General features: G+C 66.0%; 14 protein-coding genes. 9 read left to right on the top strand and 5 right to left on the bottom strand.

Annotation, left to right across the window (positions count from 1 at the left end):
* The first annotated feature begins 200 nt into the window (after window positions 1–200).
* The 4 genes from ACYVIO_RS42920 to ACYVIO_RS42905 all read left to right on the top strand — a co-directional run bounded on the left by ACYVIO_RS42920 (window position 201) and on the right by ACYVIO_RS42905 (window position 5,625).
* Window positions 201–1,613: a hypothetical protein gene (locus tag ACYVIO_RS42920; RefSeq protein WP_460656792.1), complete on the top strand. Its 1,413-nt coding sequence runs from the start codon at window positions 201–203 to the stop codon at window positions 1,611–1,613.
* Window positions 1,610–3,442 carry a DEAD/DEAH box helicase gene (locus ACYVIO_RS42915; RefSeq protein ID WP_460656791.1) on the top strand — a complete coding sequence of 611 codons (1,833 nt, stop codon included), beginning with the start codon at window positions 1,610–1,612 and terminating at the stop codon, window positions 3,440–3,442. The genes ACYVIO_RS42920 and ACYVIO_RS42915 overlap by 4 nt, the downstream gene beginning before the upstream one ends.
* Before the next feature lie 70 nt (window positions 3,443–3,512).
* Entirely contained in the window at window positions 3,513–4,265 is a 753-nt protein-coding gene (locus tag ACYVIO_RS42910) for a protein NO VEIN domain-containing protein (RefSeq protein ID WP_460656790.1), read from the top strand.
* 385 nt (window positions 4,266–4,650) lie between these two features.
* On the top strand, window positions 4,651–5,625 hold the full coding sequence (locus tag ACYVIO_RS42905) for an aldo/keto reductase (RefSeq protein WP_460656789.1): 975 nt from the start codon (window positions 4,651–4,653) through the stop codon (window positions 5,623–5,625).
* Between the two features lie 19 nt (window positions 5,626–5,644).
* Here ACYVIO_RS42905 and ACYVIO_RS42900 read toward each other — a convergent pair whose 3' ends face one another.
* The 3 genes from ACYVIO_RS42900 to ACYVIO_RS42890 all read right to left on the bottom strand — a co-directional run bounded on the left by ACYVIO_RS42900 (window position 5,645) and on the right by ACYVIO_RS42890 (window position 8,841).
* Window positions 5,645–7,615 (bottom strand): hypothetical protein, encoded by a 1,971-nt coding sequence (locus ACYVIO_RS42900; protein WP_460656788.1) that lies wholly within the window; start codon window positions 7,613–7,615, stop codon window positions 5,645–5,647.
* A gap of 66 nt (window positions 7,616–7,681) precedes the next feature.
* On the bottom strand, window positions 7,682–8,563 hold the full coding sequence (locus tag ACYVIO_RS42895) for a LysR family transcriptional regulator (protein ID WP_460656787.1): 882 nt from the start codon (window positions 8,561–8,563) through the stop codon (window positions 7,682–7,684).
* Between the two features lie 83 nt (window positions 8,564–8,646).
* Complete coding sequence (locus ACYVIO_RS42890; RefSeq protein WP_460656786.1) at window positions 8,647–8,841, bottom strand: hypothetical protein; 195 nt, start codon at window positions 8,839–8,841, stop codon at window positions 8,647–8,649.
* A 158-nt stretch (window positions 8,842–8,999) separates the two neighbouring features.
* Between ACYVIO_RS42890 and ACYVIO_RS42885 the strand changes: the two genes are divergently transcribed.
* The 5 genes from ACYVIO_RS42885 (at window position 9,000) to ACYVIO_RS42865 (ending at window position 12,612) form a co-directional block, all read left to right on the top strand.
* Window positions 9,000–9,416 (top strand): hypothetical protein, encoded by a 417-nt coding sequence (locus tag ACYVIO_RS42885; RefSeq protein ID WP_460656785.1) that lies wholly within the window; start codon window positions 9,000–9,002, stop codon window positions 9,414–9,416.
* A 3-nt stretch (window positions 9,417–9,419) separates the two neighbouring features.
* The gene (locus tag ACYVIO_RS42880; protein ID WP_460656784.1) at window positions 9,420–9,833 is read left to right on the top strand and encodes a VOC family protein; all 414 of its coding nucleotides are present in this window, start codon (window positions 9,420–9,422) and stop codon (window positions 9,831–9,833) included.
* Between the two features lie 88 nt (window positions 9,834–9,921).
* On the top strand, window positions 9,922–10,752 hold the full coding sequence (locus ACYVIO_RS42875; protein WP_460656783.1) for a L,D-transpeptidase family protein: 831 nt from the start codon (window positions 9,922–9,924) through the stop codon (window positions 10,750–10,752).
* A 62-nt stretch (window positions 10,753–10,814) separates the two neighbouring features.
* Entirely contained in the window at window positions 10,815–11,504 is a 690-nt protein-coding gene (locus ACYVIO_RS42870; RefSeq protein ID WP_460656782.1) for a hypothetical protein, read from the top strand.
* A 43-nt stretch (window positions 11,505–11,547) separates the two neighbouring features.
* A complete protein-coding gene (locus ACYVIO_RS42865; RefSeq protein WP_460656781.1) occupies window positions 11,548–12,612 on the top strand; it encodes a helix-turn-helix domain-containing protein in 1,065 nt (354 codons plus the stop codon).
* Window positions 12,613–12,627: 15 nt separating this feature from the next.
* Here ACYVIO_RS42865 and ACYVIO_RS42860 read toward each other — a convergent pair whose 3' ends face one another.
* Both ACYVIO_RS42860 and ACYVIO_RS42855 read right to left on the bottom strand, forming a co-directional pair.
* Entirely contained in the window at window positions 12,628–13,998 is a 1,371-nt protein-coding gene (locus ACYVIO_RS42860) for an amidase (RefSeq protein WP_460656780.1), read from the bottom strand.
* Window positions 13,999–14,019: 21 nt separating this feature from the next.
* Window positions 14,020–14,889 carry an SDR family NAD(P)-dependent oxidoreductase gene (locus tag ACYVIO_RS42855; protein ID WP_460656779.1) on the bottom strand — a complete coding sequence of 290 codons (870 nt, stop codon included), beginning with the start codon at window positions 14,887–14,889 and terminating at the stop codon, window positions 14,020–14,022.
* Window positions 14,890–14,902 lie beyond the last annotated feature (13 nt).

The raw sequence follows: 14,902 nt of genomic DNA, 5'->3' as shown, positions 1-14,902 counted from the left end.
GTGTTACCCTCGCCTACTTCTTGGACTAGCCATAGAGCCGCTCTCACCATCCCGCCCCCCTTGAGGCCCGAGTCGTCCCAGGCAGGTGTGTCCACTGCATCCTCTTTCCATCACCGTAGTTGACAACTTGCAGCAACCATCGTTATCTGTGCACTGGCGCTGCAAGTGGTTGCACGCTACCTCTGGAGGGGACCTTATTCATGGTTGCGAGCTTTGGTATACCGCCCGAGGGCGACAAGATCAAAAGTCTTGTTGAAGAGAGGCTCAGGCAGTCAGTGATTGAGAACGGCGCCAAGGTAACCGTCGACTGGCGCGATGCCGGGCAGCGGCACCTGCATGTGATCGCCATGCCGGTCAGCATGCTGTACTTCAATCCAGACACCCACCGCGTCCGTGCCCAGCGCACGTTCGACCCTGACCGCAACCGGATCCTTGAGGAGAAACCCTGGAGCGAGGAAGGCCAGGAGTACCTCCGCTTCCTGCTCGGCCGCGACCCCAAGAACCCCAGCAAGTCCGATCCGGATTACGACGCGCTCATGGAGGAGTTGGAGGAGTTCGGCCAACGGGAGCCTGGGATCATCAGTCCGTACGGTGTCCTTGTGGACGGCAACACTCGTTGCGCCGCGCTTCGGGAGCTGGGGAAGGAGTACATCCGCGTCGGTGTTCTGCCCGAGGACACCTCGTGGCACGACATCAGCCGAGTCGAGTTGTCCTTACAGCTGCGCCGCGATAAGCGCCGTGACTATTCATACATCAACCGGCTCATTACGATCGAGGAAGAGCTGGAGTCCGGACGGAAGCCGCAGGACGTCGCCAAAGAGTTCAATATCAAGACGCCGACCCTCCAGAAGGATCGGTGGGTCTACGCGCTGATCACCGACGCGATTAAGCGCAGCCAGACCGATAGCGGGGCCAGCCTCCGTTTGGTTGACTTTGAGGATCAGCAGGAGAAGCTGCGAGAACTTGCGCGCGATTACGCCAAGCTGGCAGCAACTGACCCCGATGCGGGCGAGCGCCTCAAGGAGGCGCGCCTTGCCATGGTAGTTCTCAATCTTCCCAAGACGACGCTCCGTCTTGCGGAGGCAGACTTCTACGAGCGCTACCTAGTGGAGCGACTGCCCGAATCGCTCCACTCCGCTCCCGAGGAGAGCGCTCCTCTGGACATCCCAGGGCTAGACGGCGTCTCAGTTCCCGATAACACAGCCGATGTCAAAGCCGTCCGATCCCTGACCGACAAGCTGCTCAAGGCAGATGCCGTTCGCCGGGCGGCTAACAGCCTCGCCCCGGCCGAGGTGTCCGCCGCAAATGAGGTCTTCAGTTCGGCCTCCGCAATGTTTGAGACCGCTACCAGTTTGGCTGGTAGGGACGAGAGTCTGCGCAAGCGACAAACTGCCGTTCCGGAGCGGGTAACAGACGCGGCCGAGTACATCAACCAATGCGCCGCTGAGTTCGCTGACGCGAGGGCTAAGCGCGCCCTGGAGGAAGACGCCTTCGATGACGCCCTCATCACTTTGCGCGACAGCCTGGCGCGCCTCGCCAAGCACGCCAGTCGAGCGTTTCCCTCCCCGGGTGATGGCGTGGAGTGGTTGCTGAATACAACGAGGGACCGGTGACCAGCGCGGCTGCTGCCGAACCAAGTCTGGAGATCGGCTTCGGGGACGAGGCGACCACTGCATGGCTGCGGGCTCGCGAAGATCGAACAGCCGATCTGCGAAACCTCGCCTTGCGCTTCCAGAGCAGCGTCCAGCGCACTCCTCGCACTCTGGAAGTCGAGATCGACGACCTGTTCGGCAACCTGCGGGTGCTCACTACATGGCCCGACACTGCTGTGCGCTGGGCTCCCGGCCTAGCCGACCTCGTCCGAGACTCGGCCAACGACGCTCAGGTGGTCGCCAAGCGGCTCGCCTCACCCGACGAGTTCGATGCCACCATCACCCTTCAAGATCTCGACGAGCTCTTAGGGCCCGGCTGGAGGGCCGACCTCGCTCCGTTCCAGCGTCGCGACATCGCCAAGCTGCTGTCTTTGCGGCACGGTGCGAACTTCTCGGTGCCGGGCGCAGGCAAAACACGGGTCGGCCTGGCGATATTCCACGCACTACGACGTAAGGGCAGCGTCGAGCGACTCCTTATCGTCGGCCCAAAGTCCAGCTACGAATCCTGGCTGTTCGAGAACCAAGAGTGCTTCAGTCAGCCGCTGGGAATGGCCGTCTTCGGCAGGACCCCGGACCCGTCAGCCGATGCGCTCATCATCAACTACGAGCGGCTTGAGGGCGCCACTAACAGCCTCGGTCAGTGGCTCTCGGCGCGCCCTACCCTACTGCTGCTAGACGAGGCGCATCGGATGAAGGCAGGAGCCCGAGGTGTCTACGGTTCGGCATGCCTAGCTCTCGGGCCTCGGGCCAAGCACCGCCTAATCCTGACCGGTACGCCCGCCCCAAACGGCGCCAAAGACCTCGAGAATCTGTTCGGTTTCGTCTGGCCCGGCTACGGCCGCCAGCAGGTGATCCAGGCCGTCGGTGGCGGCAACCTTGCCAAGGCGAGCCAGGCTCTTCGTCCGCTGTTCACCCGCACGACCAAAGACGAGCTGAATCTCCCTCCAGTCGAGCCGGCGGTCAGGTTGCTGGACATGCCGCCGCTGCATACCGAGATCTACCATGCCCTCTTGGGCCGGTTCTCCGCTCGCGCGACGGGCTCCGAAGCCGATTTCCAAGCATGGGGGAAGATTGCGGTCTACCTACTTATGGCCGCCACCAGTCCCGCCCTGTTGGCGGTCGGGACCACTCGTTATGAACCCTTGGCCTACCAGGTCCCACCACTCCCCGTTCCGCCGGGAACACCACTATCGGAGCTACTTCGCGACCTGCCGAGCTATGAGCTGTCGCCCAAGTACCGCGAAACCCTCGCCATCGTCGCGGCTAACGCCGCCCAGGGGCGAAAAACCCTGGTGTGGTCGACGTTCATCCGCAGCCTCAACACTCTTCAGCGGATGTTGAAGGAGTTCAGCCCAGCAGTTGTCCACGGTGGCACCGAGGATCGCGAAGCGGAGCTTGCCCGCTTCCACAACGATCCGGACTGCTTGGTTCTGCTCTCGAACCCGGCCACTCTTGGCGAGGGCATCAGCCTCCATCACCACTGCCACGACGCGGTCTACGTCGATCGAGACTTTGCCGCCGGACGCTTCCTGCAGAGTCTCGATCGCATCCACCGCTTGGGTCTGCTCCCCGGAACCGAGACGCGCATCACCGTACTAGCCTCTAAGGAGAGCATCGACGAAGTCGTAGAAGCCCGTCTGGCGATGAAACTGAAGTTCATGGGCACGGTTTTGGATGATCCCGCCGTGCAGCAGCTCGCTGATCTCGAGGAGGAGCCCTCGATTGGGGGTAGCCTCGACCAAGCCGACCTCCAGACGCTGATGGGTCACCTCCGTGCCCGTGCCACCTGACGCCGTCCTCCGAGCAGCTGTTCGGTGGCTGGAGAAGTTACCTGATAGCGGACGAGCAAGATGCCGTGCGATGTTCACCTCCCACGCTGAGTACAGCGATATTAGCCCTGGTCAGTATGAGAGCGCCTACAGCTGGATAGACGAGGCCGGTCTGATGGGCGGCCTGGACACAGCTCTGCCTATCAGGGAGCGGATCTTGCGCGCCGCCCTGCTAACCGGCAGACCACCGTGGCTGGCGGATGCCGACCTACTCGTCCAGGCGCCGGAGGAGCTGCCCGCCGACGCTTTACGCGCCGCCGCAGCACTGGGGTTCGACGAGACACATGTCTACCGGGAGGTTCATGCCGTCTGGGGCAAGGTCGACAGCGCCGAACGCGAGCGGATCGGTTTTGCGGGCGAGATTGCCCTGGTGGAACTGCTCGCTACCTACTCGATGGCACGGATCGAGCATGTGGCTGCTCACTCCGACGGATACGGTTACGATATCGCCGTTCACGCCGGCCAGCACAGCCTGCGCATCGAGGCCAAGGCTACGGCTCGCCGTAACCGACTCTCCTTTTTCCTTTCCCGCAACGAGTTCGAGACCATGCGACTCGATGCTGGCTGGCAACTCGTCATCGTCCGGCTCAACAGCCAGCTCGCAATCGATGCAGTTGCTTCGATCGACAGCGGCTGGATCAGTAGACAGGTCCCTCTCGATCAGGGTTCGTACGGCTGCTGGAGCTCATGCCGCATCGACGTCCCACCTGAGAAGGCGGTCACAGGTATTCCACGGCTCGCCCCGGTCCTCATCCCGAAAGCCCCACTGCTACTGACGGGATAGGGCGCACCCATATCCGTGAGGTCGAGTCGAGCCCACTTCCACAGTGACCTGCAGATTTGCCAGAGATCCATCGGATCGAACCGTCAATAGGATTCCGTAACTTCCGTCACATGTTCCGCAAAGGGCCCTCAACAATATAGAAGCCTCGGATGTACTGCTCCGGCCACAAAGTCACAGCCTGAAGTTGCTTGATAGGTGAGTTCGGCCAACTTTTCAAGGCAAGCACGCCCGTCGGTGAGCACTTGCGGAGCCGCGACGAGCAGATCGATCTCGATCCTGATTCTCGGGCCGCTCGAACGCCGCTTCCAACTCAGAAGCTCAGTTGATCGGACTGTGCGGATTCTTCTGTTGGAAGTCTGAGCGTGGGGCGCGCAAGGTGGGAGGTATGGACTTTACTCAGCTTGGGCGGACGGGACTGAAGGTCAGTCGGATCGTGTTGGGGACGATGAACTTCGGGCCTCACACGAGCGTGGAGGACTCCCACGCGATCATGGATGCGGCGCACGAGAAGGGGATCAACTTCTTCGACACCGCGAACGGGTACGGGCGGGCGATCTACCCGGGGCGGACCGAGGAGATCCTTGGTGAGTGGTTCGCGAAGGACCCGGTGAAGCGGCACAAGACGGTGCTGGCGACCAAGGTGTACGGAGACATGGGCGAGGGCTGGCCCAACGAGGGGAAGCTCTCGGCGCTCAACATTCGGCGGGCGCTGGATGCGTCGCTGAAGCGGCTGCAGACGGACTACATCGATCTGTACCAGTTCCACCACGTGGATCGCGACACGCCGTGGGAGGAGATCTGGCAGGCGATCGAGGTCGCGATCCAGCAGGGCAAGATCCTGTACGCCGGGTCGTCGAACTTCGCCGGCTGGCACATCGCGCAGGCCCAGGCGGCCGCCGAGAAGCGGAACTTCACCGGGCTGGTGAGCGAGCAGTCGATCTACAACCTGATCGTGCGGGACGTCGAGCGGGAGGTGCTGCCGGCCGCCGAGTACTACGGGCTCGGCGTGATCCCGTGGTCGCCGCTGCAGGGTGGACTGCTGGGCGGCGTGATCCGCAAGGAGAACGAGGGCGTACGCCGCCTCGAGGGCCGCGCGAAGGAGACCGTCGAGAAGCTGCGCCCGCAGATCGAGGCGTACGAGGCGTTCGCCGACGAGCTCGGGACTCAGCCTGGTGATCTGGCGCTCGCATGGTTGCTGCACCAGAAGGCTGTGACTGGTCCGATCGTTGGGCCGCGCACGATGGAGCAGCTGGAGTCCGCCGTACGGGCTGTTGACCTGAAGCTCGATGAAAAGGCGCTGAACCGGCTCGACGAGATCTTCCCGGGGTACAAGACCTCCCCTGAGGACTACGCCTGGTAATGCAGTAAGCCGGTACCGCTTAGTGGGTCGGATCGTTCGCTGAGGCGGACGAACCGACCCCGCGGTCCGTGAATCCATCTCCGCCGAAGTGCCAGGTCGGGACCACAGATACCGGACTCAGATTGCTCCACATGCGCCTGATGCGGTCGCGCGCGTTGAACCGATGGTCGCCTCCGCGCGCGAAGGCAAGTACAGCCCAATCGAGCAGCCTTACGACCTCGGCGAGTTCGCCGCTCCCCTTCGGACTGACTATGGCCAAACTGTGCCGCGCGCCCGAAGCTGCGACATAGAGCCGTCTCCACAGGTGAACAAGCGCCTCCTCCCGACCGGAGAGCCCCGCGCCACCCGCGTCGAACGCATGCATCACGTCGTCCAGCGCCAACCGGGCCGAGGCACGACCAGCTACATCCGGTGACTCGACAGCCAGTCGAGCAGCTGTGTTGATCGGGAGCACGACGCTGGTCGGCATCTGCCCGAACCACTGATCAGCCTGTGTCCAGAGGCTGTACGACTCGGCGACAGGAGCGCGTGGGATGTCGAGGACGGGCTGCTTCACACCCGCCACACACAGCCTGAACGAGTCGGCCTCCCGGAGAACCTGGGCGGATCTGAGGAAGGCGCCGAAGCAGACGTTGACACGGCTCGGCTCGAACTCGGCGAGCGTCACCTCGAAGGCCGTTCCGGCCATCCGTGAACCTGCGACCTGGAGTCCGTTCAGCGCGAAGAAGCCGGTCACAGTACGGCTGCGAATGGCGACCGGATCAGGACCGCCGTGACTCATCGCTGCCGTGAGCCTCGGGGATTCGGCAAGTGCCGCCGACCACCCGGCCTCGGCGCCTCCGACCAACGCCTCAGCAAGTGCCAGCGCGGCGTCGAGGTCGTCGAGCGTGATCTCGCCGGCGTCGGTCTCGATCACTTGTGTCCACGCGTTCCATCTCCAGCCCTCGTGCGCGGCCGCGTTCCGGGCCATTGCCACCATGCATCGCACGAAGTTCTGACGAAGAGGATCCGGACAGCTTTGCAGCATTGCGCGAAGCGGGCCGAGGTTGGGCATTTGCCCAGCTACCCCGGCAATCCTCATCAAGGTCCATGCCCACGGCCGCAGCTGTCCCTCGACGTACTGTCGGTACCAGTCCATCATCAGGTCTGCCCGCTCGGCGTCGTCCGTAGCGGCGTTGATCATCATCATGGTCCGGGTGATCCGCGTCGCTCCCGCCGAGCTTTGGTCCGACTGAAGCCGAAGATCGTTGAGGGCGGCGCCGACCGTATCCGGCCTCGCTTCGAACGCTCGCAGAATCTCTTCCTTGACCAGCCTCGCCGTGCGGAGCCGCACCGGCCCGGAGTCGGTGAGTAGGCATCGGGCGACGTACAACAGTTTCATGAACTCCAGCGGGGCATCGGTCAGCCGATCGGCTATTCGACGTGCTCTCGCCGTCAGCTCGTCCGTACGACCGCTGTACGCCGACATCAAAGCCGCGGCAGTCCTGATTCCCTTGATGTCGACAGCCGCTTCAGGGCCGAGATCAAAGAAGACCAGATACGGGTCCACCGAGGGTTCCGCTTCCGCCGACCCGTCTGCCATGAGCGGCAGGCCTCGCAGCTCGATGGCCGATCCATCTTCTCGACCGTCCAAGCAGCCGAGGCTCCGCACCCTGATCTCCTCGAGCAGAGTGTGTCCGTCGAATGCCTGCGGCGCGTCGAACTCAGTCAAGCAGGTGACGACTTGAGCCAGCTCCAGCGTCGTATCCGCGAGCTCCTTCGCTGCAGTCTCCAGGCCGCGGCCGTTCTTTCGGAGCGCTGCTCGACCTACTCGTGACCTCGCGACGTTCCAATCCTCGAGCAACCGCCGCAATTCGAGGGTTTCCGCGCAGAGCGACCAGTCGGTTGGCGCCAAGGGCAGAGGCGGGCCAAGCACCCTGGGAAACCCGTCCAGCAAGGCCTGTTTCGCCCTGCGGGTCATTCGCTCACGGGCTTGTGCCGGCAGCATCACTGATCCAGGATCCGGGATCCTTTGCCAGACCGCGCGTCGTCAAGGGTGTCGTCGGTTGCGAGTCGCTCAGGTGCGGGTTGTCGGGAGCATGCCGATCAGCGCGTCTGCGGTGAGGCTCGCGGCGGGGCTGGTGGGGACTGCTACTGAGACCTGCCAGGCCGAGGCTGCGCCCGGCGCCAGGGGGACGGTTTTGTGGTCGCCCCGTTTGGCGGCGATGCGTTCGGGGACGAGGGCCACTCCGAGGTCGTGGGCGACCAGGGCGAGCAGGGTGTGGACGTCGTTGACCTCGATGGTGACGGGGTGGGCAACGTTGGCGGCGGCGAAGGCGTGGTCGGAGATCGCGCGGGCGCCCCAGGTGCGGTCGAAGTCGACGAAGGATTCGCCGGCCAGGTCCTGGAGATCGACCTCGGGGGCGCCGGCCAGGCGGTGGTCGGGGGCGCAGACGAGGACCATGGATTCCCTCGAGAGCGGCCGGAGGTCCAGGCCGTCCACCGGGTGGCCGGCCGTCGCGACGAAGGCGACGTCCAGGCGGCCGGAGGCCAACTCGTCGAGCATGGGGGTGGAGCCGGCCTGGCGGACCTCGATCTCGACGCCGGGGTAGGCGGAGCGGAACTTCGCGAGGAGAGCCGGTACGTCGACCACGCCGAGGCACTGTTCCAGGCCGACCGTGAGGTGCCCGCGGACGAGACCTTGGACGGCTGCGACGGCATCGCGGGCGGCTTCGGCCGCGGCGAGCGTGCGGCGGCCTTCGCAGAGGAGGGCTCGGCCGGCTTCGGTGAGTTCGACGCTGCGGGTGTTGCGGACGAACAGGGAAGCGTGGAGCTCGCGTTCGAGCGCGCGGATGGATGCGGACAGCCCCGACTGGGAGATCGACATCGCCTCGGCGGCGCGGGTGAAGTGCTTCTGCTCGGCGACGGCGATGAAGTGTTCCAGGTGGCGAAGCTCCATGACTCAGAACTCTAGTCGATGGATCAGAACGGATTGTCCCGTCGGCGATTTCATGTTCAACAGTCACGGGCCGTACGGCGCAGTCAGGACCTCACGCCGGTCCAGACGTACTCGGTCTGATCGAGGCCCGGGTGGTAGATCGTGACGATCTTCCGGCCGTCGAGGTCGCTGACCCTGCGGGCTTCGCGGAGTGCTGCTTGTTTGCCCGCCACTCGCATGGTGACGTCCAGGTAGCAGCGGCCGGAGTGTGGATTGATCCAGGTCCCGAGCTGTTCCACGGGTGCGGGTGACGATCTGGTGGAGCAGCTCGTCCGGCACCAGCTGCACGACGTCCCCTTCGACAGGTCAGGTCCACGCAGGCTAGCCGTACGACGCGAGCGGCGTACCGGCGTACAGGGTGCTGGAGGCAGGACCTTGGCTGGGTAGGGTGGGCGGCATGGCGGATGAGGAGTTTCGGGTTGAGGTCGGGCTCGGGAGCGATGAGCACGGGTTGACGTTCTGGGAGCGGTTGCGGGCGCTCGATCTGGACGACGACGCGCGGAAGCGGCTCGGGCGGCAGGTGACGGTGACTCGCGACGGGAACCGGATGCTGCTCTACACGCACACCCTCGAGGACGCTCGCGAGGCGGAGAGCACGGTCAAGGAGCTCGTCGCCGGGGACGACCTGAGCGCGGAGTACACCGTGACCAAGTGGAACGCGGCCGCGCAGGAGTGGACCGATCCGAGTGCGCCCGAGGGCGCGCACAGTCCGGCCGAGGACGCGGCGAAGAACGCCGGCATGGAGGTCCCCGACCCGCGGTACGTGGTGATGCAGGCGTACAAGCCCGAGTTCCTGCGCGACCTGGGGCTGTAGGCCATGGCGGGGCCGGTACTGCGGAAGATCGACGCGGTGACGGTCCCGGTGCCGGATCTCGATCGCGGGCTCGCGTACTACCGCGACCGGCTCGGCCATCCCCTGCTCTGGCGCAACGACGCGATCGGCCAAGCGGGGCTGGGGATGCCGGACAGCGACACCGAGATCGTGCTGACGACCGGGTTGCCGTACGCGCCGACGTGGTTGGTCGATGACGTCGATGCCGCCGTCGGGTCCTTCGACGGCGTCGTGACGCCGGCGTTCGACGTACCGGTTGGTCGGTGTGCTGTCGTGGTAGACGCCTTCGGCAACAGACTCGTGCTGCTGGACCTGTCCAAGGGGCGGTACGTCACCGATCACAACGGTTCGGTGACGGGTGTGCGAACGTCGGCCTCCGGGGACCTGTCGGAGTACTAGCGTTCGGCGAGCGAACGCAGTACGGCGAGGCTTCCGCCCCGGAACGGCCCCGTCTGCGACGCTGAAAGTCCTGAGGAGAGGGGATTTCGTGGCGCGTCGACGTGGAATCGTGGCCGGCTTGCTGGTGCTGGGCGTGGTGCTCAGCGGGTGTACCGATGTCGCGGCGGACGAGCCGGCGAAGACTCCTTCGGCCGGTACGCCGACGTCCGCGCCGAGTTCGGCGCCGTCCGGTACGCCGACCACGGCTCCCTCGGAGACTCCTTCCACGACGCCGTCTGCGACGCCTTCCGGTACGCCGACCACCACGCCCACGACCGGGAAGCCCACGACTCCCGTCGCCCCGGCGAAGGTCAACTACCCCCTCGAGGTCGAGAAGCGCCTTGCCGCCTGGGGATATCCCGTCGGCGACGTCGACGGCGAGATCACCGCACGCACCAAGCAGGCGCTCTGCGCATGGCGCGAGACGAACGGCCTGCCGATCAACCGCGAGCGCCTGACCACAGCCGACGTCCGATCGGTGCTGCTGGCAAAGAACCGCCCGGCGCCGACGAAGCCCGCGGGCATCTACGTCAACAAGACCTGCCAGGTTCTGTACCAGGTCGTCGACAACACGTACCGCCGCATCGTCTGGGTCTCGACCGGCGCTCCCGGCTACGACACCCCGAACCGCACCGGCAAGGTTTGGCGCAAGTGGGCCGGCGCGCACGAGAGCAGCCTGTACGACGACGCGTACATGTACGACTCGATCTACTTCCTGAAGGACCGCCCGGGAATCGCGCTGCACGGTTCGCGGTCCAACACGCTGATCAAGACCTACCCGGCCTCCCACCGCTGCGTCCGCGTGATGCGCCCGCAGATCCGCCAGATCTTCAAGGAAACCAAGATCGGTACGACGGTCTCGGTGTACGGGGAGTACTGAACCCCGACACGCTCCACTTGATTTTGCCGCGATTGTCTGTGGCTTCCGCTATAAATGAAGTCATGCATGAGACGCTCTTGCGGAACGTCGTCGACGACTGGACCGCGACCATGGTCCTGCCAGGCCTGATCGGTGTCGTCCGGGAGGTCTGGCGGACGAATGTCGAGCGCCACGAGCCTGAGCTGGGCGACGACGCGGTGACCCTGGGCATGGGCTCGGCGCGTAACTTCGCCAATCGCGTCGTGCGCGAGTTCGCGCTGCGCCACGGCGTACAGGCCGACCTGCAGAACAACTCGCTGAGGGTGGTCCACCTCGGTCGCACGCTGCGGGCGTCCAAGCTGCCCGGCAAGTCGGCACAGACCGATCCGCAGAGCATCGACTGGGAGACCTCCGTCGCACGGCACCGCGGACCGATGGCCAACAGCCAGCAGCTGGAGCTGTTCGGCCTGCCGGAGGAAGAGCTCCTCGAGAACGCGCGCGGTTCGGAGCCGCGGCATCTTCACCTGGCCTGGGCCGGCGACGCCGACAACGGCAACGTCGCCGTGCACCTCGGGTTCCCGCGGGACAACGCCGAGGGCGGCTCGCCGTGGTACGCCGTGACCACGGTCTACCGCGACGAGCTCGGCGACCAGTTGCCGGTCCTGACGGGCGGGTCCGAGTCCGACACCGACCGCTTCGACCAGCGCCCGGTACCGCAGGTCGCCGTACGCCTTCGCGAAGACCGCCGGGAAGCCGACGGCGATCGTGGTTGATCCCCGGCTCGACGCGCGGGAACGTCGAGCCGCGGGAGCCGCGGTGCGGTTCGATCCGCTCCGTCTTGCGCTGACGCGCCGGCTGCGCGGACTCCGGCGGACCGAGCTGGCCTCCTTGGTCGACGTGACGCCGGCGGCGATCAGCCAGTTCGAGCGTGGACAGGCCCGGCCGACGGTGCCACTGGTCGCCGCGATCGCCTTGGCGTTGGGGGTTCCGGCCGAGTTCTTCACGCTGGATCGCCCTCTCCAACCGGGGTCGGCGTCGAGTCCGCACTTTCGCAGCCTGCGGACGACCAGCCAGTTGCAGCGAGACCGGGCGCTGGCCTTCGCCGAGCTGGCGGCCGACGTACTGTCCGCGCTGGAGCAGAAGGTCGAGCTGCCGCAACCGCTGCTCCCGGACCTGCGGGCGCCCGAGTCGCCGACCGCCGACGAGATCACCGACCTGGCGGTTCAGACCAGGTCGTTCTTCGAGCTCGAGGCCGGGCCGGTCCCCCACGTCGTACGGCTGCTGGAAACCGCCGGCGTTCTCGTCCTGCGGCTGCCCGAGACCTCACAGGCTGTCGATGCGTTCTCGGCTCATCTGCCGACGCGGCCCGTCGTGCTGCTCAACCCGGCCAAGGGCGATGCGGCCCGCGCGCGGTTCGACGCGGCGCACGAGCTCGCTCACCTCGTCATGCACTTCGACGCGTCGCCGGGATCGAGGATCGTCGAGAAGGAGGCCCACTCGTTCGCTGCCGAGTTCCTGATGCCCAGCGAGGAGATCCGCGACGAACTGCCCGGCCGGCTCGACTGGCAGAAGCTCCACCTGCTCAAACAGCGGTGGGGTGTCTCGCTGAAGGCCTTGGTCTACCGCGGGCATCATCTCGGGGTCTTCACGCCCAACGCCTATCGGCGAGGGATGCAGCAGCTGAAGGAGTGGGGCTATCCGGAGCCGGGTCCGTTGTCGACGGTCGAGGCGCCTTCCCTGCTCCAGCTCAGTTCCGAGGTGCTGCAGCAGGCTGGGTTCGATCACGAGCAGCTGGCTGACGAACTGCATCTGCCGACCGCCGTACTGCGGGAAGTGCTGGAGGCCGGGAGCGACAGCCGGCCGCGCATCTCCATCGGCTGAGCTGCTGCAGTTCGGTCAGGGCGTCGGCCAGGTGATCGGCAGGATCGTCTCCAGATACGCCGCCAGGGCCAGCGCGCGGAGGTCGTGGAAGCGGGGGGCTGCAATCTGTAGCCCGATGGGGAGGCCTGTGGTGGTGTGGCCGCAGTTGACGGTGGCTGCGGGGTGGGTGGACATGTTGTACGGGACGGTGAAGGCGATGTGTTCGAAGGGCTGGAGCGGGTTGTTGGTGGGGTAGGCCTGGTCGGCGGGGAAGGCCGGGATGGGGGCCGTGGGCGACAGGATGAAGTCGTACGCCGCGAAGGCGTGGTCGACCGCGGTGGACATGTTCTGCATTTGGGTGTGGCCGTGGAAGACGTCGTACGGGGTGAGGGAATCGGCCGTGGTGGTCCACTCGCGGATGGCGGGGAGGACCTTGGCGCGGCGGTTCTCGGGGAGGGCGGCCAGGTCTGCGGCGGAGCGGACTCGCCAGAAGTGGTCGAGGCCGTCGAGCATTTCGCGGGTGATGATCGGCGGGATTTCGGTGATGATCGCGCCGGTCGCTTCGAGGGTCTGGGCGGCCTTGGTGACGGCGGCGGTGATCTCGGGGTCAACCGGGAGGCCTGGGCCGGCGTCCAGGAGCAGGGCGATTCGGGTGCCTTGCAGGGAGAGGGGGCGGGGATCGTCGGTGAAGGGCGGGAGGGAGGTCTGGTCTCGGCGGTCGGGGCCGGAGATGACCTGGAGGGTGAGGGCCGCGTCGGACGCCGTACGGGTGATGGGGCCGATTGCCCTGCCTGGGTAGGGATTTCCGACAGCTACTCGGCCGTGGGTTGGCTTGAGGCCGATGACGCCGCACCATCCTGCCGGGAGGCGGACGCTGCCGCCGATGTCGGTGCCTAGGTGGATCGGGCCGTAGCCTGCCGCGGCTGCTGCGGCGGCGCCGGCGCTGGAGCCGCCGGGGGTTTTGGTGAGGTCCCACGGGTTGCGGGCCAGGTGGTGGAAGGTTGATACGCCGGACGACAGCATGCCGTACTCGGACATGGTGGTCTTGCTGAAGATCACGGCGCCGGCTTGGCGGAGGCGGGCTGCTGCAGGGTGGTCTTCCTTGGCGGGGATCAGCTCGGTGGCTGCGGTGCCTTGGGGTACTGGGGTGCCTTGGGTGGCGATGTTTTCCTTGACGGTGACTGGTACGCCGTCAAGCGGGCCGGTTGGTTCTTGGCGGCGGTAGCGGGCTTCTGATTCGCGGGCTGTTTGGCGGGCTGCGTCGGGGTTGAGCGCGTACGTCGCTTGGAGGCGGGGTTCGAGGGACTCGACGCGGGCGAGGACGTCGTCGATCACCTCCACGGGCGAGAGGTCGCCGGCGCGGTACTTCGCGACCAGGTCGATGGCGGTCAGATCGGCGAGGCTCATCTGCTGTCTCCAGTACGACGGTCAGTTGGGTGGGGTGAAGCGGCCGTCGATGGCGGTCCAGCCGGCGTCTACGTGGAGGACCGAGCCGGTGACGAAGCTGGCAGCGTCGGAGGCCAGGTAGACGACGGCGCCGGCCAGTTCGTCGGGGGTGGCCCAGCGGTTGAGGGCGCTCTTGGCGGCGTACGCGTCGTACCAGGGCTGGTTGGCCTTGATCTGCTCGGTGAGCGGGGTTTCGACGACGCCGGGGGCGATCGCGTTGACGCGGACGCCGTTGGGGCCGAGTTCGGCGGCGGCGGTGCGGAGGAGCTGGACGAGGCCGGCTTTGGTTGCCGCGTACACCGATTGGCCTGGTTCGACGGTGGTGGCGCGGATGGAGCTGAAGCCGATGATGCTGCCGCGGCCGCGGTCGGACATCTGCTTGCCGAAGGCGCGGATCAGGTCGAAGGAGGCGCGCAGGTTGAGGGCGACGACGCGGTCGAACTCCTCGCCGGTGTAGTCGAGGATGCGTTTGCGGACGTTCGTCGCGGCGGTGAAGACCAGGATGTCGACGGGTTCTAGGGTTTGCGCCGCGGTGGTGATCGCTTCGGGGTCGAGGACGTTCAGTTCGTACGGCGTGAGCGCGGCGTTGCCTTGGGCATCGGTGGTGCCGCGGTCTGGGTTGCCTTGGGCATTGGATGTGCGGCGGCTAGCGTTGCCTTGGGCGTCGGAGGTGCTTGGGTTGCCTAGGGCGACGGTTTGTTCTGCGGCGGGGAGGTCGCGGTCGGCGCAGGTGACGCGGGCTCCGTGGGCGGCCAGGGCGAGGGCGGCCTCGCGGCCGATTCCGCTGCCGGCGCCGACGACGAGCGCGTGCCGGCCGTCGAGGCGGAACAGGTTCGCGTAGTCGTGCGGCACGGGGACCTCCCAG

The organism is Kribbella endophytica (genome assembly GCF_054781295.1).
Note: the sequence above shows the minus strand (reverse complement) of the source record. Positions and strands in the feature narration are given on the sequence as shown.